This window comes from Pseudomonas sp. B15(2017) (assembly GCF_002113215.1).
Classification (GTDB): Bacteria; Pseudomonadota; Gammaproteobacteria; order Pseudomonadales; family Pseudomonadaceae; genus Aquipseudomonas.
Genome location: NZ_NEJZ01000003.1, coordinates 443,960 through 470,303, shown reverse-complemented (window position 1 = coordinate 470,303; position 26,344 = coordinate 443,960). Strand labels below are relative to the sequence as shown.

At 60.8% G+C, this 26,344-nt stretch carries 24 protein-coding genes; 6 read left to right on the top strand and 18 right to left on the bottom strand.

The window, feature by feature from the left end; all coding sequences use genetic code 11:
• Positions 1–8 precede the first annotated feature (8 nt).
• On the top strand, positions 9–761 hold the full coding sequence (locus CAF73_RS07675) for a DUF2059 domain-containing protein (protein ID WP_085697906.1): 753 nt from the start codon (positions 9–11) through the stop codon (positions 759–761).
• A 101-nt stretch (positions 762–862) separates the two neighbouring features.
• Here the strand turns inward: CAF73_RS07675 and CAF73_RS07670 are convergent, their stop codons facing one another.
• Entirely contained in the window at positions 863–1,816 is a 954-nt protein-coding gene (locus CAF73_RS07670) for an alpha/beta hydrolase (RefSeq protein WP_085702375.1), read from the bottom strand.
• A gap of 359 nt (positions 1,817–2,175) precedes the next feature.
• Here CAF73_RS07670 and CAF73_RS07665 point away from each other — a divergent pair, with 359 nt between their 5' ends.
• Complete coding sequence (locus CAF73_RS07665) at positions 2,176–2,754, top strand: DUF6436 domain-containing protein (RefSeq protein ID WP_085702374.1); 579 nt, start codon at positions 2,176–2,178, stop codon at positions 2,752–2,754.
• A gap of 103 nt (positions 2,755–2,857) precedes the next feature.
• Positions 2,858–5,269 carry a penicillin acylase family protein gene (locus CAF73_RS07660; protein ID WP_085702373.1) on the top strand — a complete coding sequence of 804 codons (2,412 nt, stop codon included), beginning with the start codon at positions 2,858–2,860 and terminating at the stop codon, positions 5,267–5,269.
• A 7-nt stretch (positions 5,270–5,276) separates the two neighbouring features.
• On the opposite strand, the gene CAF73_RS07655 is transcribed toward CAF73_RS07660, so the two are convergent.
• Positions 5,277–6,242 carry a GlxA family transcriptional regulator gene (locus tag CAF73_RS07655; protein ID WP_085702390.1) on the bottom strand — a complete coding sequence of 322 codons (966 nt, stop codon included), beginning with the start codon at positions 6,240–6,242 and terminating at the stop codon, positions 5,277–5,279.
• A gap of 190 nt (positions 6,243–6,432) precedes the next feature.
• Between CAF73_RS07655 and CAF73_RS07650 the strand changes: the two genes are divergently transcribed.
• On the top strand, positions 6,433–7,074 hold the full coding sequence (locus CAF73_RS07650; RefSeq protein ID WP_085702372.1) for an HD domain-containing protein: 642 nt from the start codon (positions 6,433–6,435) through the stop codon (positions 7,072–7,074).
• Positions 7,075–7,216: 142 nt separating this feature from the next.
• Here CAF73_RS07650 and CAF73_RS07645 read toward each other — a convergent pair whose 3' ends face one another.
• The 8 genes from CAF73_RS07645 to CAF73_RS30445 form a co-directional block, all read right to left on the bottom strand.
• Positions 7,217–8,107: an ABC transporter permease subunit gene (locus CAF73_RS07645; RefSeq protein ID WP_085696933.1), complete on the bottom strand. Its 891-nt coding sequence runs from the start codon at positions 8,105–8,107 to the stop codon at positions 7,217–7,219.
• Positions 8,104–8,985 (bottom strand): ABC transporter permease subunit, encoded by an 882-nt coding sequence (locus CAF73_RS07640; RefSeq protein WP_234206559.1) that lies wholly within the window; start codon positions 8,983–8,985, stop codon positions 8,104–8,106. Before CAF73_RS07640 ends, CAF73_RS07645 begins: the two co-directional genes overlap by 4 nt.
• Before the next feature lie 35 nt (positions 8,986–9,020).
• Entirely contained in the window at positions 9,021–10,163 is a 1,143-nt protein-coding gene (locus CAF73_RS07635) for an ABC transporter ATP-binding protein (protein WP_085689847.1), read from the bottom strand.
• A gap of 72 nt (positions 10,164–10,235) precedes the next feature.
• Entirely contained in the window at positions 10,236–11,333 is a 1,098-nt protein-coding gene (locus tag CAF73_RS07630) for a polyamine ABC transporter substrate-binding protein (RefSeq protein ID WP_085696931.1), read from the bottom strand.
• A gap of 187 nt (positions 11,334–11,520) precedes the next feature.
• Positions 11,521–12,633, bottom strand: coding sequence for a polyamine ABC transporter substrate-binding protein (locus CAF73_RS07625; protein ID WP_085696930.1), 1,113 nt, complete (start codon positions 12,631–12,633; stop codon positions 11,521–11,523).
• A 171-nt stretch (positions 12,634–12,804) separates the two neighbouring features.
• A complete protein-coding gene (locus CAF73_RS07620) occupies positions 12,805–14,169 on the bottom strand; it encodes an aspartate aminotransferase family protein (protein WP_085696929.1) in 1,365 nt (454 codons plus the stop codon).
• Between the two features lie 56 nt (positions 14,170–14,225).
• Positions 14,226–15,584, bottom strand: coding sequence for a glutamine synthetase family protein (locus CAF73_RS07615; protein ID WP_085696928.1), 1,359 nt, complete (start codon positions 15,582–15,584; stop codon positions 14,226–14,228).
• 94 nt (positions 15,585–15,678) lie between these two features.
• Positions 15,679–16,035 (bottom strand): gamma-glutamyl-gamma-aminobutyrate hydrolase family protein, encoded by a 357-nt coding sequence (locus tag CAF73_RS30445; RefSeq protein ID WP_234206126.1) that lies wholly within the window; start codon positions 16,033–16,035, stop codon positions 15,679–15,681.
• Between the two features lie 278 nt (positions 16,036–16,313).
• Between CAF73_RS30445 and CAF73_RS07605 the strand changes: the two genes are divergently transcribed.
• On the top strand, positions 16,314–17,690 hold the full coding sequence (locus CAF73_RS07605; RefSeq protein WP_085702371.1) for a glutamine synthetase family protein: 1,377 nt from the start codon (positions 16,314–16,316) through the stop codon (positions 17,688–17,690).
• Between the two features lie 118 nt (positions 17,691–17,808).
• Positions 17,809–18,435 carry a TetR/AcrR family transcriptional regulator gene (locus tag CAF73_RS07600; protein WP_085702370.1) on the top strand — a complete coding sequence of 209 codons (627 nt, stop codon included), beginning with the start codon at positions 17,809–17,811 and terminating at the stop codon, positions 18,433–18,435.
• A gap of 177 nt (positions 18,436–18,612) precedes the next feature.
• Here CAF73_RS07600 and CAF73_RS07595 read toward each other — a convergent pair whose 3' ends face one another.
• From CAF73_RS07595 to CAF73_RS07555, 8 genes are all read right to left on the bottom strand, one after another.
• Positions 18,613–18,828 carry a molybdopterin-binding protein gene (locus CAF73_RS07595; protein WP_065259896.1) on the bottom strand — a complete coding sequence of 72 codons (216 nt, stop codon included), beginning with the start codon at positions 18,826–18,828 and terminating at the stop codon, positions 18,613–18,615.
• Between the two features lie 27 nt (positions 18,829–18,855).
• Positions 18,856–19,662, bottom strand: a complete 807-nt coding sequence (gene ssuB, locus CAF73_RS07590) for an aliphatic sulfonates ABC transporter ATP-binding protein (protein WP_085702369.1) — start codon at positions 19,660–19,662, stop codon at positions 18,856–18,858.
• Positions 19,659–20,441 carry an aliphatic sulfonate ABC transporter permease SsuC gene (gene ssuC, locus CAF73_RS07585; protein WP_085702368.1) on the bottom strand — a complete coding sequence of 261 codons (783 nt, stop codon included), beginning with the start codon at positions 20,439–20,441 and terminating at the stop codon, positions 19,659–19,661. The genes ssuB and ssuC overlap by 4 nt, the downstream gene beginning before the upstream one ends.
• Before the next feature lie 9 nt (positions 20,442–20,450).
• The gene (gene ssuD / locus CAF73_RS07580) at positions 20,451–21,599 is read right to left on the bottom strand and encodes an FMNH2-dependent alkanesulfonate monooxygenase (RefSeq protein WP_011336452.1); all 1,149 of its coding nucleotides are present in this window, start codon (positions 21,597–21,599) and stop codon (positions 20,451–20,453) included.
• 25 nt (positions 21,600–21,624) lie between these two features.
• On the bottom strand, positions 21,625–22,605 hold the full coding sequence (locus CAF73_RS07575; RefSeq protein ID WP_085696922.1) for a sulfonate ABC transporter substrate-binding protein: 981 nt from the start codon (positions 22,603–22,605) through the stop codon (positions 21,625–21,627).
• 90 nt (positions 22,606–22,695) lie between these two features.
• Entirely contained in the window at positions 22,696–23,289 is a 594-nt protein-coding gene (ssuE, locus tag CAF73_RS07570) for an NADPH-dependent FMN reductase (protein WP_085696921.1), read from the bottom strand.
• 348 nt (positions 23,290–23,637) lie between these two features.
• Positions 23,638–24,276, bottom strand: a complete 639-nt coding sequence (locus CAF73_RS07560; RefSeq protein ID WP_085702366.1) for a peroxiredoxin — start codon at positions 24,274–24,276, stop codon at positions 23,638–23,640.
• A gap of 307 nt (positions 24,277–24,583) precedes the next feature.
• Positions 24,584–25,936 carry an OprD family porin gene (locus tag CAF73_RS07555; protein ID WP_085702365.1) on the bottom strand — a complete coding sequence of 451 codons (1,353 nt, stop codon included), beginning with the start codon at positions 25,934–25,936 and terminating at the stop codon, positions 24,584–24,586.
• Between the last annotated feature and the right edge of the window lie 408 nt (positions 25,937–26,344).

Here is a 26,344-nt window from a genome sequence, read left to right as displayed (position 1 = left end):
GAGTCCTTATGCGCCGTTTGCTTTTTTCACTGTTGATGTTCTGCGTTTTGCCCGCCTGGGCGGACGACCACGACCAGTTGTACAAGGTCGCTGGCTGGCCAGAACAACGCGCGCATTTCAACGACGCCCTGAGTGCCGCGCAGCAGCGTTACCAGAACAGCCTGCCGCCCGCGGTGTTTCAAGCGCTGGTGAACAACAGCAACCAGCGCTTCGCCCCCCAGGCCGTGGATCAACGCGCCGAAGCGCAACTGCGCAAGAACCTCGCCGATCCGCAACCGGCCCTGTCGTTCTTTCAGTCACCGCTGGGCAAGAAGATCGTCGCCGCCGAGCTGCTGGCGACCCGCCGCGATCAACTGGCGAAAAACGCCAAGGGCCTGCCGAAGATGCCGGCCAGCGACAGTCGTTTGCTGATCATCGGCCACCTCGCCCAGGCCCTGCCCGCCCGTGAAGCCGGTGCCGAAGTCAGTCTGGCGATTGCCGGCGTGGCGGCGGACAGTCTGAGTTCGATGATCCCCGGCCTGCTCGGCGGCGGTCAGGCCCAGGGCATGTTGAACGGTCAGCGCCAGCGGCTGATGGATCAGATCGGCGCCGACCTGAACAACACGCTGCTGTACGTCTATCGCGACCTGTCGGATGAAGAGCTGGAAGAGTTCGCGACCTTTGCCGAATCCACTGAAGGCAAGGCCTACTATCAGGCCGCGCTGGCCGCGATCCGCGCCGGGCTGGCCGTCGGCCAGAGCACCTCGAACCTGAATCAATAAATCTCTGCTGCCTGACCGACCGCCTTCGCGAGCAAGCTCGCTCCCACAAAGGATTGCGATCTATTGTGGGAGCGAGCTTGCTCGCGAAGGGGCCCTCAGGATCACGAGTGATACCGGCCTTTGATCCGCTTGCTCAGAAACTCGAAATACTCCTCGCGCATTTCCGCCGTTTCGTTGGCCAGGTGATGGCGCGCGTCGGCCAGCAACAAAATCTGCGGCCGGTCGAACTTCCACTTCATCACTTGCAGGTTGTGCTGCCAGTCCACGGTCATGTCCGCCTGGCCCTGCACGATCAGTGGCCGGCGCGGACTTTTCTTCGCGTATTCCACCCGGTTGATCCAGCGTGACAGCGCACCGACCCACGCGGTCGGCAGACGCTTGGGCTGCAACGGATCGGCCTGCAGGAACGACAGGAAATCCGGGTCGTTGGAGTTTTCGCTGAAACGTCGGGCGATGCCCCTGACAAAGGGCCGCAGCAGGTAGTAACTGAACTGCGACCAGCCCCAGGCGCGCGGCCGCACCAGCGGCGCCAGCAGAATCAACTGCCCTTGGGCCGGGCTGTTTTCACCATGGTTGAGCACATGATCGACAATGATCGCCCCGCCGGTGCTTTGCCCGCACAGGTGCCATGGCTGCGGCAACGCAATCGAGCGCGCCTCGGCGAACAGGCCTTGCAGCGCATCCTGATATTCGGCGAAATCACGGATGCTAGCCCGCTCGCCGCTGGACAGACCATGCCCCGGCAGATCGCAGGCAATCACGGCGAAGCCCTGATCCAGCGCCCACTCGATCACATGCCGGTACAGGCCGGTGTGGTCATAAAAACCGTGCACCAGAAACAGCGTGGCCTTGGCCGTTTCCGCCGGCCACCAGCAATGACTGACCAGTTGATAGCCATCAATGTCGAACCGGCCCATTCCTCGCCAGACATCACGCTCCGGAAAGTCGGTCTTGTAGAACCGCTGATAAGCCTTCGCCTCCTCGGACAACGGCTGCCACTCGGCCAACGGCTTGAGGCTCGCGCGCAGATGATCGGGATCGAAAGCAACAGACATGGGCAATTCCAGAACGGTAAACAGACTTTATCGGCCTGCGATATTCATCTGTAGAAGCAAGCATGGCAAGCTTGGGGGCGCTCTCGACTGATTTCCCCACCGCGTTGTCGCCTTAAAGCGAGCCAGGCAAGGCGCAGGCCGCGGGGAATGGTGTTCCCTTTCCAAGGCCTGCAACGCAGGCTGGCTCGCTTTAAGGCACAACACGAAGGGCCGGGCCTGCTGTTGTGCAGGGCTGCTTTGCTCGAAGCTTATTTGGAACAACCAAACCGCGCTTCTCGCGCCTTGCCCTGCACAACAGCAGACCCGGCGCGGCGGGGAAATCAGTCGAGAGCGCCCCCAGCCTCTGAGGAACCAAATCCATGCGCCCGCCCTACCGCACCGCACTGTTTGCCAGCCTGCTCGCCATCGTGTGTGCCGGCGTGCTGTGGGCCGCGTACGACTGGTTTCAGGGCCGCTACCTGCGGGCCTTCAGCGAGCACACGGCAGTGTTCTCCGGCGACCCGTTGCGCCTGCCCGACGACCTCGCCGGCCCCGGCAACATCCGTCTGGTGCACTTCTGGGATCCGGCCTGCCCGTGCAACGTCGGCAATCAACAGCACCTGACCGAGATGGTCGAACAGTTCGGCCCCAAGGGCGTCGAGTTCTTTGCCGTGCAGAAGGCCGGCAGCCACGGCCAGTTGCCCGCCACGCTCAGCAATCTCAAGACCATCGCGGTATTGCCCGGCGCCGAACAGATTCCCGCGAGCCCCGCCGTAGCGATCTGGGATCGCAGCGGCAAACTGGCGTATTTCGGGCCTTACAGCGAAGGGCTGACCTGTAATTCCAGCAACAGTTTTATCGAACCGATCCTGCGAGCCTTGAGTGACGATCGTCCGGTCAATGCCACCCATACGCTGGCGGTTGGTTGCTACTGTCCGTGGCCGGCAGAGACGAAGTAAGGCATTCCGGACATTTCAAGGACGGCGATGCGCAGCACACGAAGCGTGTGCTAATTGTTTGCAGCCCGCACGGGCGGCAATCCCGAATGCACAAGGAGTCACCATGAAACGCGTCTTCACCGTTCTTGCCTTGCTCATCGTTGTCCTGCTCGCCGCCGGCGGGTGGTATGTCTACAGCAAGCAACCGACGCGTCAGGGCCAGGTGGAACTGCGCAACCTGCAAGGTTCGGTGACCGTGCGTTACGACGAGCGCGGCGTGCCGCACATCCGCGCCGAAAACGAGGCCGACCTCTACCGCGCCCTCGGCTATGTGCACGCCCAGGATCGCCTCTTTCAGATGGAAGCCATGCGCCGTCTCGCCCGGGGCGAACTGGCCGAAGTGTTCGGACCAAAACTGCTCGACACCGACAAACTGTTCCGCAGCCTGCGCATCCGCGAGCGCGCCGCCAGTTACGTGGCCGGCCTCGACAAGCAGTCACCGGCGTGGAAGGCCCTGCAAGCCTATCTGGACGGCATCAATCAATATCAGGACTCGCACGCCGCCCCTGTCGAGTTCGACGTGCTGGGCATCCCCAAGCGGCCGTTCACCGCCGAAGACAGCATCAGCGTCGCCGGCTACATGGCTTACAGCTTTGCCGCCGCGTTTCGCACCGAACCGCTGCTGACCTACGTGCGCGATCAACTGGGCGCCGACTACCTCAACGTCTTCGACCTCGACTGGCAGCCCAAGGGCGTGCTCGCCAAGGGTCACGCCGGCATGGCGTCGGCCCTCGCCGCCGAAGACTGGAAAGACCTGAACACCCTCGCCCGCGTCAGCGAACAGGCGCTGATCGATAACGGCCTGCCGCAGTTCGAAGGCAGCAACGCCTGGGTGATCGCTGGCAGTCGCAGCAAGAGCGCCAAGCCCTTGTTGGCCGGCGACCCGCATATCCGTTTCTCGGTACCGTCGGTGTGGTACGAAGCGCAGCTGTCGGCGCCGGGCTTTGAACTCTACGGCCATCATCAGGCGCTGGTGCCGTTTGCGTTCCTGGGGCACAACCTGGATTTCGGCTGGAGCCTGACCATGTTCCAGAACGATGACCTGGACCTGATCGCCGAGAAGGTCAATCCGGACCACCCGGATCAAGTCTGGTATCGCGGCCAGTGGACCGACATGGTCAAGACCGAGCAGCAGATCGCGGTGAAAGGCCAGGCCCCGGTGACCATCACCCTGCGCCAGTCGCCCCACGGCCCGATCGTCAACGACGCCCTCGGCAGCGCCGCCGGGAAAACCCCGATTGCGATGTGGTGGGCATTTCTCGAAACGCCAAACCCGATCCTCGAAGGTTTCTACCAGCTCAACCGCGCCGACACCCTGGCCAAGGCTCGCGCCGCTGCCGCCAAGGTGCAGGCGCCGGGGCTGAACATCGTCTACGCCAACGCCAAGGGCGATATAGCGTGGTGGGCCTCGGCACTGTTGCCCAAGCGTCCGGCCGGGGTGAAGCCTGGCTTCATTCTCGACGGCAGCAGCAATCAGGCGGACAAGGACGGCTACTTCCCGTTCAGCGCCAACCCGCAGGAAGAGAACCCGGCGCGGGGCTATATCGTCTCGGCCAACTTCCAGCCCGTGTCGCCGACCGGCATGGAGATCCCCGGTTACTACAACCTCGCCGACCGTGGCCAGCAGCTCAACCGCCAGCTCGCCGACAAGAGCGTGAAGTGGGACAACGAGGCCAACCAGAAACTGCAACTGGGCACCACCACCGGTTATGGCCCGCGTCTGCTGGCGCCGTTGCTGCCGGTACTGCGTGAAGTGGCGGGCAATCCCGCCGAGCAGAAGCTGATCGAACAACTGGCCCAATGGCAAGGCGACTATCCGCTGGATTCGGTCAGTGCGACGGTGTTCAACCAGTTCCTGTTCAACCTTGCCGACGCGGCGATGCGTGATGAGCTGGGCAATGACTTCTTCGAGACCCTGCTGTCGACCCGAGTGATCGATGCAGCCCTGCCCCGGCTCGCGGCGAATGCCGATTCGCCGTGGTGGAACAACCGCAGCACGCCGGCCAAGGAAACCCGCGTCGACACCGTACGCGCCGCGTGGCAGGCGAGCATGGCGCACCTGAAGTCGACTCTCGGCGATGATGCGTCCGGTTGGCAATGGGGCAAGGCGCACGCGTTGACCCATGGTCATCCGCTGGGGCAGCAGAAGCCGCTGGATCGCATTTTCAACGTCGGCCCGTTCGCTGCACCAGGCTCCCATGAAGTGCCGAACAATCTCTCGGCGAAAATCGGCCCGGCGCCATGGCCGGTGACTTACGGCCCGTCGACGCGGCGGTTGGTGGACTTCGCTGATCCGGCTCACAGCCTGACCATCAACCCGGTCGGCCAAAGCGGCGTGCCGTTCGACAGTCACTATGACGATCAGGCGGAGGCGTATGTGGACGGGATGTATGTGCAGGCGCATTTCAGTGATGAAGAGGTAACGGCGAATACGCGCAGTACCTTAAAGCTGTTGCCGGCGCGAGCGGCGCAATAAGCGCCGCTCAAACCATCGCCGCAAAATTCAGCCGGAATTGCTGCGGCGTCACCCCCAGCCGCCGGTTGAACACGCTGCGCATGTGTTGCGCATCGCGAAACCCGCATTGATAGGCCACCGTCTTCAGCGGCGCCGTGGTGCTTTCGAGCATCACCCGCGCCGCATCCACCCGAGCCCGTTCGACGAACTCCGCCGGGGTGACTTTCGCCTCTCTCGCAAACACCCGGGAGAAATTCCGCGCACTCATGTTCGCCGCATTCGCCAGGTCGGCGATGGTCAGGTCGCCGGTGAGATTGGCCAGCACATACAGCTGCACCCTCGCCACCGCCGACGTAGGCTCTGCATGGGGCGCGAGAAACGGGCTGAACTGCGACTGCCCGCCCGAGCGCTGGGTAAACACCACCAGCCGCTTGGCCACGCTCAGCGCCACCTCGGCCCCGTAGTCACGCGCCAGCAGGTACAGCGACAGATCGATCCCCGCCGTCACCCCCGCCGAGGTGTAGAGCTGGCCATCCTCGACGTACAACCGATCCGCCTCGACCCGGCTCGACGGACACAACTGCGCCAGTGCTTCGGCGTCGTTCCAGTGCGTGGTGATCGTGCGCCCGTTCAGCAATCCCGCACGGGCGAGCATGAACGCGCCGTTGCAGATCGAGCCAAAACGCCGCGCCCGTCCACAAGCCTCACGCAGCCAGGCATCGAACGTCTCGCCGAAATCCAGAAACGGCAACTGTGGCCCGCCCGCCACCAGCAGCAAGTCATAAGCCTCCTGCACTTCGCTGAAATGCCGATGCGCGCTCAGGGTCAGCCCGTTGGAACACGCCATCGACCCGCGCTCAACGCCGATCACCTCAAGCCGGTAATGATCCTCTGGTGCCAGGAAGCGGTTGGCCTCGGCAAACACGTCCATCGGCCCGCTGACGTCCAGCGCCTGCACGCCGGGGAACACCACAATGGCGACGGTTTTGTTCATGGTGATGTGGGCTCCCGGGGAATGACGGATCAGCGCCAACCCTAGCCAATCCTCACCGCAGAAGCGAGCTGGCACGATTTGCAGGTGCAATGGCAAGGATCGCAGCCATGGATCGATTGTCCGGTTTTGCCCCCGGGAACAGACTTTCTCCATCAGCGCCACGACGGCGTTTTCGACGAGGAAGCTCAACATGACCACGACCATCGCCGGTATCCGGATCCCCGACAGCGCCCTCGCCCGGGCCACCACCGAATACATTCGCGACATCGAATCCGACCTGCTTTACCACCACTCGCGCCGGGTGTTTCTGTTCGGCGCCTTGAGCGGCGAACGCAAGCAACTGGCCTATGATCCGGAGCTGCTGTACGTCGGCGCGATGTTCCACGACCTGGGGCTGGTCGAAGGTCACCGCAGCGATGACGAGCGTTTCGAAGTCGATGGCGCCAACGCAGCTGCCGAATTTCTCAAGCCATACGGCTTGAGCGATGACGACATCGAGCAGGTCTGGCTGTCGATCGCCCTGCACACCACGCCGGGGGTGCCGAAGCATTTGCGTCCGACCGTGGCGCTGGTGACGGCGGGTGTCGAGATGGATGTGCTGGGCATGGACTACGCGGCGTTCACCACGGTGCAGCGCGAGGCAGTGGTGCATGCGCATCCGCGGGGCGAAGGCTTCAAGGAGTGCATCATCTGCGCGTTTGCCGACGGCTTGCGTCATCGTCCGCAGACCACGTTCGGCAACGTGAAAACCGATGTGCTGAAAGATCAGATGCCGGGGTTCAAGCCGATGAACTTTGTCGAGGTCATCCGCAGTTCTCCTTGGTCGGCCTAAAACCAACTGTGGGAGCGAGCTTGCTCGCGAAGGGGGCGTATCTGCCAACATGGATGTTGAATGACACACCGCTTTCGCGAGCATGCTCGCTCCCACAGTTTGGATTGGGGTTGATCACAGAGTTGTGATCAACCCCACTGGCTCAAGCCGCTTCCGGCGTCGGCGCCCGGCGCACGTCCGGTTGCTTCCACGAATCCGCAGCGCCTTCTTCGATGGCTTGCTGGATCGCTTTCTTGCGGGCTTCTTCGGCACGGCGGCTGAAGAACCAGACCAGGAAGGTCACCAGCGACACCGCCAGCAGAATCAGGCTGGCCACGGCGTTGATCTCCGGCTTCACGCCCAGACGCACCGCCGAGAACACCTCCATCGGCAGGGTCGTCGAACCCGGGCCGGACACGAAGCTCGCCAATACCAGGTCATCCAGCGACAGGGCGAACGACATCATGCCGCCCGCAGCCAGCGACGGCGCGATCATCGGGATGGTGATCAGGAAGAACACCTTCCACGGACGCGCACCGAGGTCCATCGCCGCTTCTTCGATCGACAGGTCCAGCTCGCGCAGACGCGCCGACACCACCACCGCCACGTAGGCCGCACAGAACGTGGTGTGGGCGATCCAGATGGTGACGATGCCGCGCTCCTGGGGCCAGCCGATCATCTGCGCCATCGCCACGAACAGCAGCAACAGCGACAGACCGGTAATCACCTCAGGCATGACCAGCGGCGCGGTGACCAGGCCGCCGAACAGCGTGCGGCCCTTGAAGCGGGTGATGCGGGTCAGCACGAAGGCTGCCAGCGTACCCAGCGCCACGGCGGCAACCGCGGTGTAGCAGGCGATTTCCAGCGAACGCACCACCGAGCCCATCAGTTGGGTGTTGTCGAGCAGGCCGACGTACCACTTCACCGACCAGCCGCCCCAGACCGTCACCAGTTTGGAGGCGTTGAACGAGTAGATCACCAGGATCAGCATCGGCAGGTAGATGAACAACAGGCCGAGCACCAGCATCAGGCTGGAGAAACGGAAGCGCTTCATTCTTTACCCTCCATTTCCTTGGCCTGACTGCGGTTGAACAGGATGATCGGCACGATCAGGATCGCCAGCATCACCACCGCCAGGGCGGACGCCACCGGCCAGTCACGGTTGTTGAAGAACTCTTGCCAGAGCACTTTACCGATCATCAGGGTTTCCGGGCCGCCGAGCAGTTCCGGGATCACGAACTCGCCCACCACCGGGATGAACACCAGCATGCAGCCGGCGATGATGCCGTTCTTGGACAACGGCACAGTGATTTTCCAGAAGCTGTTGAAGGTGCTCGAACCCAGGTCGGACGCAGCCTCCAACAGGCTCGGATCATGCTTCACCAGGTTGGCGTACAGCGGCAGGATCATGAACGGCAGGTACGAATAGACGACGCCGATGTACACCGCGAGGTTGGTGTTGAGGATCTGCAGCGGCTCGTCGATCAAGCCCATGCTCATCAGGAAGCCGTTGAGCAGACCGTTGTTGCTGAGGATGCCCATCCACGCATACACGCGGATCAGGATCGCGGTCCAGGTCGGCATCATGATCAGCAGCACCAGCACCGTTTGCACTTCCTTGCGGGCGCTGGCGATGGCGTAGGCCATGGGGTAGCCGATCAACAGGCACAGCAACGTGCTGAAAAACGCCATTTTCAGCGAGCCGAGGTAGGCGGCGATGTACAGCTCGTCGTCGCCGAGCATCGCGTAGTTGCCCAGGTTCAGCAGCAGTTGCAGCTTCTGTTCGGCGTAGGTGTAGATCTCGGTGTACGGCGGGATGGCCACGTCCGCTTCAGCGAAGCTGATCTTCAGGACGATGAAGAACGGCAGCATGAAGAACAGGAACAGCCAGATGAACGGGACCCCGATGACCAGTTGACGGCCACCGGGAATTATTCGATTGAGCCGGCGTTTGAATTTGCGCATGTTCATGAGCGAAGTACCACGCCGCTGTCGTCTTCCCACCACACGTAGACCTGATCGCCCCAGGTCGGACGTGCGCCACGGCGCTCGGCGTTGGCCACGAACGACTGCACCAGCTTGCCGCTCGGCAACTCGACGTAGAACACCGAGTGACCGCCGAGGTAGGCGATGTCATGCACCTTGCCGCTCGACCAGTTGTACTCGCAGGTCGGCTGGTCGGCGGTGACCAGCAGTTTTTCCGGACGGATCGCGTAGGTCACGGACTTGTCCTGCACCGAGGTGCTGATGCCGTGGCCGACGTAGATCTGCCGGTCGAGGTCCTTGCAGGTGATGGTCGCGTGGCCTTCGGCGTCGTCGATCACCTCGCCTTCGAAGATGTTCACGTTGCCGATGAATTCGCAGACCAGACGGCTGGTCGGGGTTTCGTAAATGTCGATCGGGCTGCCGATCTGGGCGATCCAGCCCAGGTGCATGATCGCGATGCGCTCGGCCATGGTCATGGCCTCTTCCTGGTCGTGGGTCACCATCACGCAGGTCACACCCACGCGCTCGATGATCTCAACCAGCTCAAGCTGCATCTGCGAACGCAGTTTCTTGTCCAGTGCACCCATCGGTTCATCGAGCAGCAGCAGTTTCGGCCGCTTGGCCAGCGAACGCGCCAATGCAACACGCTGACGCTGGCCGCCGGACAACTGGTGCGGCTTGCGCTTGGCGTACTGGCTCATCTGCACCAGTTTGAGCATCTCGGCCACGCGGGCGTCGATCTCGGCTGCCGGGATCTTGTCCTGCTTGAGGCCGAACGCGATGTTCTGCGCCACGGTCATGTGTGGGAACAAGGCGTACGACTGGAACATCATGTTGATCGGTCGCTCGTACGGCGGCATGTCGGTGATGTCGACGCCGTCGAGGAAAATGCGCCCCTCCGTGGGCCGTTCGAACCCTGCCAGCATCCGCAGCAGAGTGGATTTGCCCGATCCCGAACCGCCGAGCAGGGCGAAGATCTCGCCCTTCTTGATTTCCAGGGACACATCGTCCACGGCAACCGTCTCGTCGAACTTCTTCGTGACCCGGTCGATTTTGACCAGCACCTGTTTCGGTGTCTGATCGCCCTCGAGGGCTTTCTTATAGGCGCCGGAGGCAACTGCCATTTACAAAACTCCCAGAAAAAAGAGTGCAGTTCGCCCACGCAAGACGAACCCAGGATAGTTTGTACGTTGAAGCTATTTACCCGACTTGACCTTGGTCCAGCTGCGGGTCATCAAACGCTGAATGTTCGGCGGCAGCTCGATCGACACGTAGGTCTTGTCGAGTACGGCCTGCGGTGGATAAACCGACTCGTCGGTGCGGATGGACTGCTCCATCAGCTTGTCCGAACCCGGGTTGGGGTTGGCGTAACCGACGTAATCACTGACCTGGGCGATCACCTCAGGTTTCAGCAAATAGTTGATGAAGGCGTGGGCCTCTTTGACGTTGGCCGAATCCTTCGGAATCGCCAGCATGTCGAACCACAGCGCGCCACCTTCTTTCGGGATCGAGTAGGCGATGTTCACGCCTTTCTTGGCTTCTTCGGCGCGGTTCTTCGCCTGGAAAATGTCGCCGGAGAAACCGATGGCCACGCAGATGTCGCCGTTGGCCAGGTCGCCGATGTATTTCGAAGAATGGAAGTAGGTCACGTAAGGACGCACCGCCAGCAACTTGGCCGTGGCCTTCTCGTAATCCTTTGGATTGGTGCTGTTGGCGTTCAGGCCCATGTAGTTGAGCACGGTCGGCATCATTTCATCGGCCGAATCGAGGAACGCCACGCCGCAGCTGTGCAGCTTCTTGATGTTCTCCGGCTCGAACAGCACGCTCCAGGAATCGATCTTGTCGACGCCGAGGACTTCCTTGACCTTGTCGACGTTGTAGCCGATGCCGTTGGTGCCCCACAGGTACGGCACAGCGTACAGGTTGCCCGGATCGTTCTGCTCCAGGCGCTTGAGCAGCACCGGATCGAGATTGGAATAGTTCGGCAACTGCGCCTTGTCGAGCTTCTGGAACGCGCCCGCCTTGATCTGCTTGCCGAGGAAGTGGTTCGACGGCACGACCACGTCGTAACCGGTCCGCCCGGCGAGCAGCTTGCCTTCCAGGGTTTCGTTGGAGTCGAACACGTCGTAGACCGGTTTGATCCCGGTTTCTTTCTGGAAGTCGGCCAGAGTGGTCTCGCCGATGTAATCCGACCAGTTATAAATATGCACAGTACCGGCGGCTTGGGCACCGACAGCGAACGTCAGGCCGGCGGCAGCCAGCAAGGCATTGCGCAAAGAAGAAAAAATAGGCAAGTGGAGGTCCTCTGATTTAGTTGGGCCCAAGTTGCCCCGTGCTGCATGACAGTCACGGTTGCCCGGCAACAAAACCGGCGCGCAACTTACCTTCGAAAAACCGTTCCAGCAAAACTTTCTGTCATTTAATTGCACCGCTGGCCGCCCGGATGAAGGCGACGGCCAGCGATGACTGCTTCAAACCGGCTTATTTACCGGATTTGATCTTGGTCCAGCTGCGAGTGATCAGACGCAGGGTGGCTGCGTCCAGATCGCTGATCGCATAGAGCTGCTTCTTCACTTCAGCCGAAGGGTAGATGCTCGGATCGCTGGTGATTTCCTTGTCCACCAGCGCCGTGGCCGCCTTGTTGCCGTTCGGGAAACGCACGGCGTTGGTGATTTCGGCCATCACTTTCGGCTCGAGCAGGTAGTTCATGAACTTGTAGGCGGCTTCGACGTTTTCGGCATCCTTGGGAATGGCGACCATGTCGTAGAAAGTACCGGCACCTTCTTTCGGAATGGTGTAGGCCAGTTTGACCTTGTCACCGGCTTCCTTGGCGCGGGTCTTGGATTGTTCCAGGTCACCCGAGTAACCGACCGCCACGCAGATGTTGCCGTTGGCCAGGTCCGAGATGTACTTCGAGGAGTGGAAGTAGGCAATCGAAGGACGCACTTTGAGGAACAGGTCCTCGGCGGCTTTCAGGTCAGCCTTGTCTTTGCTGTTGGTCGGTTTGCCCAGGTAGTGCAAAGCCGCCGGAATCATTTCGGTCGGAGCGTCGAGGAAGCTCACGCCGCAGCTTTTCAGCTTCTCGATGTTTTCAGGCTTGAACACGATGTCCCAGGAATCGATCTTGTCGATGCCCAGCGCGGCCTTGACCTTCTCCGGGTTGTAACCGATGCCGATCGAACCCCACATGTACGGGAACGCGTGCTTGTTGCCCGGGTCGCTGGCGTCGCCAACGGCCTTGAGCAGGTCTTCGTCGAGGTTCTTCCAGTTCGTCAGCTTGGACTTGTCCAGTTCCTGATAAACGCCGGCCTTGATCTGCTTGGCCAGGAAGTTGTTGGAAGGCACCACGATGTCGTAACCGGACTTGCCGGCCAGCAGCTTGGCTTCCAGGGTTTCGTTGCTGTCGAAAACGTCATAGACGACCTTGATGCCCGTCTCTTTTTCGAAATTGGCAACCGTGTCCGGCGCGATGTAGTCGGACCAGTTGTAAACGTGCAACACCTTGTCGTCCGCCTGAACCGCACCCGCCATCACGCCCATCAGGGACATGGCGAGCAGAGTCTTGCCAGCGAGCTTTTTGCCTAATGCCTTCATGCGTTAATGCTCCAAATTTTCTTTTTTGAACCACTTTGTTCAGCGGCCGAACCCGGACAACTGGAACCGCGACTAGTCTGGCAAGATCCGAGGCGGTCTTTCAAGAAAAGACCAGCCTTTCTGACAGTTCCGAGCGACTTCGCAACAGCTCCATCGCTCTGAGCCTAGCACTTAGCCCTGCAACGCACTCAGGGTCAGATCCAGGCACTTGCGTGCCTTTGTAACCAGCTCGTCGATCTCCGCCTTGCTGATCACCAGCGGCGGCGCGATGATCATGGTGTCGCCCACGGCACGCATGATCAGCCCGTTGTCGAAGCAGAACTGGCGGCAGATCATGCCCACACCCTTGCCTTCGTAACGCTTGCGAGTGGCCTTGTCCTGCACCAGCTCGATGGCCCCCAGCAGACCGACCCCGCGCACTTCACCCACCAACGGGTGATCGTTCAGTTCGCGCAGACGTTTCTGCAAATACGGTGCCGTTTCTTCGTGGGCGCGTTCGATGATTTTCTCTTCGCGCAGAATCCGGATGTTTTCCAGACCCACCGCCGCCGCCACCGGGTGACCGGAGTAAGTGAAGCCGTGGTTGAAATCGCCGCCCTCGTTGAGCACCGCCACCACTTCGTCACGCACGATCAGGCCACCCATCGGGATGTAGCCGGACGTCAGGCCTTTGGCGATGGTCATCATGTGCGGCTTGAGGTCGTAGAAATCACTGCCGAACCATTCGCCGGTACGGCCGAAACCGCAGATCACTTCGTCAGCCACGAACAGGATGTCGTACTTGGCGAGGATTTCCTTGATGCGCGGCCAGTAGGTGTCTGGCGGAATGATCACGCCGCCGGCGCCCTGGATCGGCTCGGCAATGAAGGCACCGACGTTGTCCACGCCGACTTCGAGAATCTTCTCTTCCAGCTGATTGGCCGCCCAGATCCCGAACTCTTCCGGGGTCATGTCGCCGCCTTCGGCAAACCAGTACGGCTGGGCGATGTGGACGATGCCCGGAATCGGCAAGTCGCCCTGTTCATGCATGTAGGTCATGCCGCCCAGGCTCGCGCCGGCCACGGTGGAGCCGTGGTAGCCGTTCTTGCGGCTGATGATGACTTTCTTGTTCGGCTGGCCCTTGATCGCCCAGTAGTGGCGAACCATGCGCAGCATGGTGTCGTTGCCTTCGGAGCCGGAACCGGTGAAGAACACGTGGTTCATGCCTTCCGGCGCCACGTCGGCGATGGCCTTGGCCAGTTCCAGCGCCGGCGGGTGCGCGGTCTGGAAGAACAGGTTGTAGTAAGGCAGTTCGCGCATTTGTCTGGCGGCCGCATCGGCCAGCTCATCGCGTCCATAACCGATCGCCACACACCACAGACCCGCCATGCCATCGAGGATCTTGTTGCCCTCGCTGTCCCACAGGTACACGCCCTTGGCGTTGGTGATGATCCGTGGACCCTTTTCTTTCAGCTGCTTGAAGTCGCTGAAAGGGGCCAGGTGGTGATCGCTGCTGAGGGCTTGCCACTCACGGGTTTGCGGGTTGTTGCTGGTCATGCCAATTCTCCTTGTTATCGGTGAAGGCGCGGCGGCTGGCCACCGCGCCCGGCGTATCAGACGGCGAAGAGCAGGTATTCACGCTCCCAGGAACTGATCACGCGCTTGAAGTTTTCATGCTCGGCCCGCTTGACCGCGACGTAGCCGGTGATAAAGGTCTTGCCCAGATATTTCTCGATGGTCGCGCTGTTTTCCATGCGCTCCAGGGCGTCCTCGATGGTCAGCGGCAGGCGCAGGTTGCGGCGCTCGTAACCACGGCCCACGACTGGCGCGCTCGGGTTGATGCCTTCGACCATGCCGATGTAGCCGCAGAGCAGGCTTGCGGCAATCGCCAGGTACGGGTTGGCGTCCGCGCCCGGCAGACGGTTTTCCACCCGACGGTTCTGCGGGCCGGCGTCCGGGACGCGCAGGCCCACGGTGCGGTTTTCTTCGCCCCACTCCACGTTCACCGGCGCCGAGGTGTCCGGCAAGAAGCGGCGGAACGAGTTGACGTTCGGAGCGAACAGCGGCAGCAATTCAGGGATCAGCTTCTGCAAGCCACCGATGTGGTGCAGGAACAGCTGGCTCATGGTGCCGTCGTCATTGGAGAACACGTTCTTGCCGGTCTCGATGTCGACGATGCTCTGGTGCAGGTGCATCGCACTGCCCGGCTCGCCGGTCATCGGCTTGGCCATGAAGGTCGCGGCCACGTTGTGCTTCAGCGCGGCCTCACGCATGGTGCGCTTGAACACAAGAATCTGGTCGGCCAGCGACAACGCATCGCCGTGACGGAAGTTGATTTCCATCTGCGCCGTACCGTCCTCGTGGATCAGCGTATCGAGGTCCAGCTCCTGCAATTCGCACCAGTCGTAGACGTCTTCGAACAGCGGATCGAATTCGTTCGCCGCTTCGATGGAGAACGACTGGCGACCGATCTCCGGACGTCCGGAACGGCCGACCGGCGGCTGCAACGGATAGTCCGGGTCGTCGCTGCGCTTGGTCAGGTAGAACTCCATTTCCGGCGCCACGATCGGCTGCCAGCCCTTGTCGGCATAGAGTTTCAGGACTTTTTTGAGGACGTTGCGCGGCGACAGCTCGATCGGGTTGCCTTGCTTGTCGTAGGTGTCGTGGATCACCTGGGCGGTCGGCTCGATGGCCCATGGCACCAGGTACACGGCGTTCTGGTCGGGACGGCAGATCATGTCGATGTCGGCCGGGTCGAGCAGTTCGTAATAGATGTCGTCTTCGACGTAGTCGCCGGTCACGGTCTGCAACAGAACGCTCTCTGGCAGACGCATGCCTTTTTCGGCGATGAACTTGTTGGTCGGCGAGATCTTGCCCCGGGTGATGCCGGTCAAGTCGCCGATCATGCATTCGACTTCTGTGATCTTGTGGTCTTTCAACCAATCGGTGAGCTGGTCGAGGTTGTTACTCATAAATGCCTCTGGGCTGAGTCTCCTGACAGATGTCAGGCAATGTTTGACGCACCAGGCGTCGCGTTAAAGGGCCTTGCTCGCGCGCAGTGCCGGCTTACGCCTGGCACCGCGCATAGACAATGAAGGAGGAGCTTACCTGCCCTTTACGCTGGTGTTGCATTTCCTGTGCACATTCCGGGTGTGCAGAATCACGGGCACGGCGACGGACGCGATGCAGGCCGGGAGCGGGAAAGAGATCTATATTGAAAGTAGAACCGTTAAAGAGGATGCCCTCGCACACGTCCGGAATATCGGACGCTGCCGCTCGATCTGCCATGGGCAGGGAGATCGCTGGCACGTTGCAGGCCTTGCGGGCCGCGCTGCGGACGGACGTGTCGCCACTGATGTGATAAGCATGCAGACCGGACTGCAAAGAGCAGTCGGTGACGCCGATTAACGGCAGGCGAGACATGAAGCACCCCGGTATTATTGCTGTTATGGGTTTGACCCGAGCTTAGCCTTGTTCATTTTTTTACACAACACCCCCGTAAAAAATACAACACGGCCTGCTCAAGCCTGCGGGTGGCGCGTCCTTCACGGATAAAAAAATGCCCCAAAGTGCCCCATAAATGCCCTCGTGGCGCTTTTTCAGGGCAGAAAAGGCCTCGCTTGACTTCGGCAGGCCGTTCGGGTTGACTGAAACCAGAAAAGATCAATGATTGATATTTTTAACAACAAAGGTGTTGCATCATGTCGGTACCCCCGCGTGCCGTTCAGCTTAACGAAGCGAACGCGTTCCTTAAGGAACATCCTGAGGTTCTGTACGTTGACCTTCTGATTGCGGATATGAATGGTGTGGTGCGCGGCAAGCGCATCGAACGCACCAGCCTCCACAAGGTTTACGAGAAAGGCATCAACCTGCCGGCCTCTCTATTTGCTCTGGATATCAATGGTTCGACGGTGGAAAGCACCGGTCTGGGCCTGGACATCGGCGACGCCGACCGTATCTGCTATCCAATCCCCGATACCCTGTGCAACGAGCCATGGCAGAAGCGCCCGACCGCGCAACTGTTGATGACCATGCACGAACTCGAAGGTGACCCTTTCTTCGCCGATCCGCGCGAAGTGCTCCGTCAAGTTGTTGCAAAGTTTGACGAGCTTGGCCTGACCATCTGCGCCGCATTCGAACTCGAGTTCTACCTGATCGACCAGGAAAACGTGAACGGCCGCCCTCAGCCGCCACGCTCGCCGATCTCCGGCAAACGTCCGCACTCGACCCAGGTCTACCTGATCGACGACCTCGACGAGTACGTCGACTGCCTCCAGGACATTCTGGAAGGTGCCAAAGAGCAAGGCATCCCGGCTGACGCCATCGTCAAGGAAAGTGCCCCGGCGCAGTTCGAAGTGAACCTGCACCACGTCGCCGACCCGATCAAGGCGTGCGACTACGCAGTCCTGCTCAAGCGTCTGATCAAGAACATCGCCTACGACCATGAAATGGACACCACTTTCATGGCCAAGCCGTACCCGGGCCAGGCAGGCAACGGTCTGCACGTCCACATTTCGGTTCTCGACAAACAAGGCAAAAACATTTTTGCCAGCGAGGATCCCGAGCAGAACGCCGCGCTGCGTCACGCGATCGGCGGTGTGCTCGAGACCCTGCCCGCGCAGATGGCTTTCCTCTGCCCGAACGTCAACTCCTACCGTCGTTTCGGCGCACAGTTCTACGTGCCCAACTCGCCGAGCTGGGGCCTGGACAACCGCACCGTGGCCCTGCGCGTACCGACCGGCTCCGCCGACGCGGTCCGTCTGGAACACCGCGTGGCCGGCGCCGACGCCAACCCGTACCTGCTGATGGCATCGGTGCTGGCGGGCGTGCACCACGGTCTGACCAACAAGATCGAGCCACCGGCCCCGACCGAAGGCAACAGCTACGAGCAGAACGAGCAGAGCCTGCCGAACAACTTGCGCGATGCCCTGCGCGAGCTGGACGACAGCGAGGTGATGGCCAGGTACATCGATCCGAAATACATCGATATCTTCGTCGCCTGTAAAGAGAGCGAGCTGGAGGAGTTCGAACACTCCATCTCCGACCTCGAGTACAACTGGTACCTGCACACCGTTTAAGCGGATTGCAGCAAACGAAAACGCCGTTGGCTTCTCAGCCAGCGGCGTTTTTTTATTGGCCTCTGTGGCAGAGATTCAAGCTCTGCGTACAATGCCCGCTGCCCCGCAGGAGACTTTCATGACGCGTCCCGCCCCCGTCCGCAAACCCCGTGCCCGCAGTCAGGCGCGGATCGATTCGATACTCGACGCCGCACGCACGCTGCTGGCCGCCGAGGGCGTGGCGAGCCTGTCGATCTACAGCGTGGCCGAGCGCGCGCAGATTCCGCCCTCCTCGGTCTACCACTTCTTCGCCAGCGTCCCGGCGCTGCTTGAAGCCCTGACGGCGGACGTGCACGCAGCCTTCCGCGCCTGCCTGCAAGCGCCGATCGACCACGCCGCCCTGCGCAACTGGCGTGACCTGTCGCGGCTGGTCGAAGAGCGGATGCTGCAGATCTACGGCGAGGATGCCGCCGCCCGGCAACTGATCCTCGCGCAACACGGTCTGACCGAAGTCACCCAGGCCGACCGCCAGCACGACCTCGAACTCGGCGACCTGATGCACAAGCTGTTCGATCATCACTTCGAACTGCCGCGCCTGCCGGATGACGTGGATGTGTTCGCGCTGGCCATGGAACTGGGCGACCGCGTCTACGCCCGTTCGGTGCAGCAGCATGGGCAGATCACCCCGCGCATGGCCGAAGAAGGGATGCGGGTGTTCGATGCCTATATCGGGCTGTATCTGCCGCCCTATCTGCCCAAACGCTGAGACATGATCGTTCCCACGCTCTGCGTGGGAATGCCTCTGGGGACGCTCCGCGTCCAGTGACGCGGAGCGCCACGGGCTGCATTCCCACGCGGAGCGTGGGAACGATCACTCGACCGCACTGACCATAAAAAACCCCGAAGGGCTCACACCCTTCGGGGTTGTTTTTTACTCACAGACTTACAACTTGGCGATGGACACCTCGGTGGATTTCACGAAGGCGATCACTTCGCTGCCGACCTCCAGCTCCAGTTCCTTGACCGAACGGGTGGTGATCACCGACGTGACGATGCCGGAAGCGGTCTGCACGTCGATTTCCGACAGCACGTCGCCGAGAACGATCTCCTTGATCGAGCCTTTGAACTGGTTGCGTACGTTGATGGCTTTGATAGTCATGGCATTGATTCCTGTCGTTTGCTTGAGTTATTGAGCCCAACGCAGTTGCGTCGGCAAGGGTGAAACGGGTTCCGGCGCCGGCGGCTCGCCGGGCAGGGACAACACACGATTGAGTACTTCGGTTTCCAGCGCGGCCAGGCGATGTGAGCCTCGTACCCGAGGGCGCGGCAGCTCTATTGGCAGATCGAGACCGATTTCGCCGTCCTCGATCAGAATCACCCGGTCGGCAATCGCCACCGCTTCGCTGACGTCGTGGGTCACCAGCAACACGGTGAAACCATGTTGTTGCCAGAGACGTTCGATCAGTTGCTGCATCTCGATCCGGGTCAGCGCATCCAGCGCACCCAGCGGCTCGTCGAGCAGCAACAGACGCGGTTGATGAATCAGCGCCCGAGCCAGCGCCACGCGCTGCTTCTGCCCGCCGGACAGCGCCGCCGGCCACTCATTGGCGCGATCGGCAAGACCGACTGCATCCAGCGCCTGCAAGGCCTGCGGGCGCCAGTCGCCCTTGAGGCCGAGACCGACGTTGTCGATGATCTTTTTCCACGGCAGCAGCCGCGCTTCCTGGAACATCAGCCGGGTGTCATCCCGGGCATCGCTGAGCGGTGCAGCACCCGCCAGCAGATCGCCGCCGGTGGGTTGATCGAGGCCGGCCAGCAAGCGCAGCAAGGTGCTTTTGCCGCATCCGCTGCGCCCGACCACAGCGACGAACTGCCCCGCCGGAATGTGCAGATCGATGTCTCGCAGCACCTGCCGCGCGCCGAAGGTCTTCTGCAGGTTGCTAACCACCAGCGGAATCCCGCGCAGCAGGCGTGGAGGTTGTTGAGCCGTCATGCCGCACCTCCTTTGGCCACTTGATAGGCCGGATGCCAGCGCAGCCAGACGCGCTCAAGTCCCCGGGCCGCGAGATCGGCCAGCTTGCCGAGCACCGCGTACAGCAGAATCGCCAGCACCACCACGTCGGTCTGCAAAAACTCCCGGGCGTTCATCGCCAGGTAACCGATGCCGGAACTGGCAGAAATGGTTTCCGCCACAATCAGCGTCAGCCACATGAAGCCAAGGGCGAAGCGCACACCGACCAGAATCGAAGGCAGCGCGCCCGGCAGAATCACCTGCCAGAACAGGCTGAAACCGGACAGGCCATAACTGCGCGCCATCTCCACCAGCGCCGGATCGACGTTGCGGATGCCGTGATAGGTGTTGAGGTAGATCGGGAACAACGTGCCCAACGCCACCAGAAAAATCTTCGCCGACTCGTCGATGCCGAACCACAGAATCACCAGCGGAATCAGCGCCAGGTGCGGCACGTTGCGGATCATCTGCACCGAGCTGTCGAGCAGACGCTCGCCCCACTTCGACAGACCGGTGATGAACCCCAGCACCAGGCCGATGCTGCCACCGATGGTGAAGCCCAGCGCGGCGCGCCAGCCGCTGATTGCCAGGTGCGTCCAGATTTCGCCGCTGCGCACCAGACTCACGCCGGCTTCGATCACCGCCACCGGTGCCGGCAGAATCCGCGTCGACAACCAACCGGCCGACACCGACAACTGCCACACCCCCAGCAACAACACCGGCAACGCCCAGGGCGCGAGGCTGTGGATAAATTTCTTCATGGCAGCGCCTCAGCTCTGGGACGCGGCTTTGGGAAGAATGTCGTTGGCCACCATCTCGCCGAACGGGCTGACGTAACCGGCGCTTTTCGGCAGTTCCGGGCGCTCGACGTCGAGGTGCGGAAACAACAGCTCGGCCACGCGATAGGATTCTTCGAGGTGTGGATAACCGGAGAAGATGAAGGTATCGATGCCCAGATCCGCGTATTCCTTCACCCGTGCCGCCACGGTCGGGCCGTCGCCGACCAGCGCCGTACCGGCACCGCCGCGCACCAGACCGACGCCGGCCCACAGGTTCGGGCTGACTTCGAGGTTGTCGCGGCTGCCGCCGTGCAGCGCGGCCATGCGTTGCTGACCGACCGAATCGAACCGCGCCAGCGAGGCCTGGGCACGCTTGATGGTGTCGTCGTCCAGATGAGAAATCAGACGATCCGCCGCTTGCCAGGCTTCGGCGTTGGTTTCCCGCACGATCACATGCAGCCGGATGCCGAAGCGTACGGTGCGGCCGAGCTTGGCAGCCTTGGCGCGAACCTGTTCGATCTTCTCGGCGACTGCCGCGGGCGGCTCGCCCCAGGTCAGCACCATTTCCACTTGCTCGGCGGCCAGATCCTGCGCGGCTTCCGACGAGCCGCCAAAGTACAGTGGCGGACGCGGTTGCTGGATCGGCGGATAGAGCAATTTGGCGCCCTTCACGCTGATGTGCTCGCCGTCGTAATCCACGGTTTCGCCCTCCAGCACACGGCGCCAGATCCGGGTGAATTCCACCGAGGCCTGATAGCGCGCTTCGTGATCGAGGAACAGACCGTCACCCGCCAACTCTTCCGGATCGCCACCGGTCACCAGGTTGAACAGTGCACGGCCGCCGGACAGACGATCCAGGGTCGCGGCCTGACGCGCCGCCACCGTCGGGGAAATGATCCCGGGGCGCAGGGCGACGAGGAATTTCAGACGCTGGGTCACCGGGATCAGCGAGGCCGCCACCAGCCACGAGTCCTCGCAGGAACGGCCGGTGGGAATCAGCACGCCGCCGAAACCCAGTCGATCCGCCGCTTGCGCGACCTGTTGCAGATAACCGTGGTCGACGGCGCGGGCGCCTTCGGCGGTGCCAAGGTAATGGCCGTCGCCGTGGGTCGGCAGGAACCAGAAGATGTTGAGGCTCATGGAGTGGTCTCCTTGGGGATTCGAATTACTGGGCCTGGGTGGCCGAGCTTTGGGCCACAGCGGCCGGTGGGGTCCAGATCACGTCCTTGATGCTCAGCGGCTTGGGAATCAGCTTGAGCTGGTAGAAGGTGTCGGCGATTTTCTGTTGTGCGGCGACCACTTCCGGGGTCAGGAACAGCGCGCCATAGCCCTGGCGTTTCACCGAGGTCAGGGTGATGTCTGCCGGCAGGCCGAGCAGCGGCGACACCTGTTGGGTGACGTCTTGCGGGTTGGCTTTGGACCACTCGCCGACGGCGCGCACTTCGTCCACGAGGGTCTTGATCACCTCGGGATTTTTCTGTGCATAGGGTTTGGTCGCCAGGTAGAACTGGTGGTTGTCGACGATGCCTTTGCCGTCACGCAGGGTGTGCGCTTGCAGCTGTTTCTCGGCGGCAGCCTGGTAGGGGTCCCAGATGACCCAGGCGTCGACGCTGCCACGTTCGAACGCGGCGCGGGCATCGGCCGGCGGCAGGAATACGGTTTGAATGTCGGTGTACTTGAGGCCGGCGTCTTCCAGCGCACGCACCAGCAGGTAGTGAACGTTGGAGCCTTTGTTCAGGGCGACTTTCCTGCCCTTGAGATCCGCCACCGATTTGATCGGCGAATCTTTCGGCACGAGGATCGCTTCGCTGTTCGGCGCTGGTGGCTCGTAGGCGACGTAGAGCAGGTCGGCACCGGCTGCCTGGGCGAAGACCGGTGGGGTTTCGCCGGTGACACCGAAGTCGATCGAGCCGACGTTCAGGCCTTCCAGCAATTGCGGGCCGCCGGGGAATTCAGTCCATTGCACGTCGACGCCTTGGGCGGCGAGGCGTTTTTCCAGGGTGCCCTTGGCTTTGAGCAGCACCAGGGTGCCGTACTTCTGATAACCGATTCTTAGCGTCTCGGCTTGAGCTTGAGTGATGGCGCCGAAGGACACAGCCGCAGCAAACAGAGCGACCAGACCACGACGCAAAAATACAGTGCGCATAGCGCTCTCCTTTTTTGCTGTTGGGTTTTGGCTGCACCTGCTTGCCCGTTGGCGGGCGAGTAAGGCCAGTACTTCAAATTTCGATGTGGCTCAAATGCTCCAGCGAGCACTCAACAAACGTTCGTTCAACAACCCCGGCTCCAGTGGCTTCGGCCGACGGGCCATGGCGCTGACAAACTGGTCCAGCGCTTCATGCAACCGCTGCTCCAGCGCCGGTGCCAGCTGCGCCTGGGCACTGCCCTCGCCGTAGGCGATCTGGCTGTCCTCGGCAAAAATACCTTGCAGCATTTCCTGGGCTTTCAATGCCGACAGCACAGGTTTGAGGGCGTAATCGACCACCAGCATGTGGGCGATGCTGCCGCCGGTGGCCATCGGCAAAACAATCTTGTGGTTCAGCGCACGTTCGGGCAGCAGATCCAGCACGGTCTTCAGAGCGCCGGAAAACGACGCCTTGTACACCGGCGTGGCGATCAGCAGGCCATCGGCGTTTTCAATCTGTTGCAGCAGGTGGAGCACCTTCGGGCTGTCGAAGCGGGCGTGGAGCAGGTCTTCAGCCGGAAAGTCCCGCACCTGATAACTCACCACTTCCACCCCTTGCTGCTGCAACCAGCGTTGCGAGCGCTCCAGCAACACCCCGGAGCGGGAACGTTGACTGGGACTGCCACCGAGTGAGACGACCAGCATTCAGAAGATTCCTTGCGCGTTACAGGCGATTCGCGGGTTGCGGTCTCGCTTCAATGACAGTGACCTTACCAGCTCATTTATATATCCATAAATCATATTTATTCATTTGGTTATTCTCTAAAGAGATATGTATTTCACTTTCCTGCGGGCAAAAAAACAGGCCGTGAAAACGGCCTGAAACCCTGCATCGTGTTCGTACTAATCGCTCCCTAGCACTGATGATCGTTCCCACGCTCTGCGTGGGAATGAATCCATGGACGCTCCGCGTCCACTGTGACGCAGAGCGTCACGGGCGGCATTCCCACGCGGAGCGTGGGAACGATCTGCAACGAGGTGTGCCCGGTCAGATCACTTGTTCGGCTGTGGGGTCAGGCGCAGATACGGTTTCACCGCGCGGTAGCCCTTCGGAAAGCGTTGCTTGATTTCGTCTTCGTCCTTGAGCGACGGCACGATCACCACGTCTTGCCCGTCCTGCCAGTTGGCCGGGGTGGCCACCTTGTAGTTGTCGGTGAGCTGCAGCGAATCGATCACCCGCAGAATCTCGTGGAAGTTGCGCCCGGTGCTCGCCGGGTAGGTGATGGTCAGGCGGATCTTCTTGTTCGGATCGATCACGAACAGCGAACGCACGGTCAGGGTGTCGTTGGCGTTCGGATGGATCAGATCGTACAGATCGGAGACCTTGCGATCGGCGTCGGCCAGGATCGGGAAGTTGACGATGGTGTTCTGGGTTTCGTTGATGTCTTCGATCCACTTGTGGTGCGAATCCACCGGATCGACCGACAGCGCAATGGCTTTCACGCCACGTTTGCTGAACTCATCCTTGAGCTTGGCAGTGAAGCCCAACTCGGTGGTGCAGACCGGGGTGAAGTCCGCCGGGTGAGAAAACAGCACGCCCCAGCTATCGCCCAGCCATTCGTGGAAACGAATCTTGCCGGCGCTGGAATCCTGTTCGAAATCGGGGGCGATATCGCCAAGTCTGAGGCTCATGGTGCGGCTCCTGATGAGTTGTTGGAGACCTCAACTGTAGCTCGGGATTTGTTCTTCTGAAAAAGAATAAATAACGAGATATTTATATCGTTATTGAATATTAAACATCTGTTCACTGGACGCCCCGCAGCATCGCGACGAACATCGCCCACAAGGTTCGAGAAGGCCTTGAGTTGCTGTAAAGAGGGGAACATCGGGAAAGGCTTACGGGGGTGAGCCGGACCCGAAACGCAAAAGCCCCGTCCGGCGCGATGCCGGACGGGGCTTTTTTACATCGGGCTTTTTACATCAGTGCAGGAGCGCGCTATTACAGCAGCGGGATCGAGTAGCTGACGATCAGGCGGTTTTCGTCCTGGTCACGCTGACCTGGAATGTCGTTGCGCCAGGTAGCGTTTTTCCACATCAGACCCAGGTTTTTCAGCGGGCCTTCTGGTACCACGTAACCAACAGTCAGGTCGCGTTCCCACTCGGAAGCACCGGTACCGTTCTCCCGACGGTTGGAGCCTACGGTGTCGATGTCGTCACCGCGCAGGTAAACCACACCGGCAGTCAGGCCTGGCAGGCCGACTTTGGCGAAGTCATACGAGTAGCGAGCTTGCCAGGTTTTCTCGCCGGCACGACCGAACTTCTGGATCTGCATGTCGGTGATGGTGTAGTTCGACGAACCGTCGCCCTGGTTCAGCCAAGGGAAGTCGGAGCTGCCGTTGGAAACCTGGTAGCCGCCACCAAAAGTGTGACCCTCAACGGTGTACAGGAACAGGCCGCTGTACAGGTTGTTGTCGATCGGGCCTTTGCCGCTGACGTTGCCAACATAGTTACCGTTGCCGAAGTAGGCCGCGGTGTTGTTGTTGGCGCCATCGTCGCTGCTGTGGAAGTAACGGAAGTCAGACTTCAGCACGCCCGGGCCGATTGCCCAGTTGTGAACCAGACCCAGGAAGTGTTGCTTGTAGAAGTCTTCCAGGTTGCCGTAGTAGTACTGGGCAGTCAGGTCTTTGGTGATCTTGTAGTCACCACCGGCGTAGTAGAACTTGTTGCTGTTGGCTACGCGAGCATTCGCACCGCCGATGGACAGGTTCTCGTTGTTGCTGGAGTTACGACCTTTCACAGCTTCGATTTGACCAGCGACCAAAGTCAGGTCCTTGATCTCGCCGGAAGTGATCTGACCGCCCTGCCAGGTTTGTGGCAGCAGACGGCCATCGTTGGTCACGATAACCGGGTTCTTCGGCTGCAGAGTACCCAGCTTCAGTTCGGTCTGGGAGATCTTGGCCTTGGCAGTCAGGCCCAGGCTGGAGAAATTATCAACCGCTTCACCGTTGGACTTGCTTGGGAACACGGTGCCGCCGTAAGAAGCGCCAGTGGCGCCGTTAGTGCCGCCACCCGAATCCAGACGAACGCCCAGCAGGCCGATAGCATCAATACCGAAGCCTACGGTGCCTTGGGTGTAACCGGAGATGAAACGCAGATCGAAGCCTTGGCCCCATTCTTCGTTCTTGCTCTGCACGCCGGAGGCGGTTTTGGCAGCGCTGTCGCGGTTGTCAGTGTTGATGTAGAAGTTACGCAGCCCCAGGGTGGCCTTGCTGTCTTCGATGAAACCGGCGGCGCCTGCCTGCTGCGCCAAAACCCCTACGGCCACGGCCAGGGCCAAGGTGGACTTGTTCATGTTTCGCTCCTCTCGTTTCTATTTCTTTTGCTTTTTTTTGCTGTCGGCTCCGGATCAATTGCCCGAAAACCTGGAACACCTAACGCTGCGGATCTCTTAGCCCCGTCAAAGCCGCGGAAGCATACCTCGTCATAATCTCGAAAAGAATTGTTCCACTCTTTTTAAGAACGTCGAGACATATACAAACGCGCGACAGAATCGAGGTATCGGCTCAAACGCCGATTCCTGAACCCTTTAGATTGTCGAGGGACAAAAATGCCAAAACACCGCAGCGCATTCCGGACATCGGACGGTCTACTCTAGACTGACGCCGAAAAACACAAAAAGAATAAAAAACACTCAATAAGTAACATTCAGGAATATGGAATAAAAGGCAAAAAAAACCTTGCCGAGCGGCAAGGTCTTTTT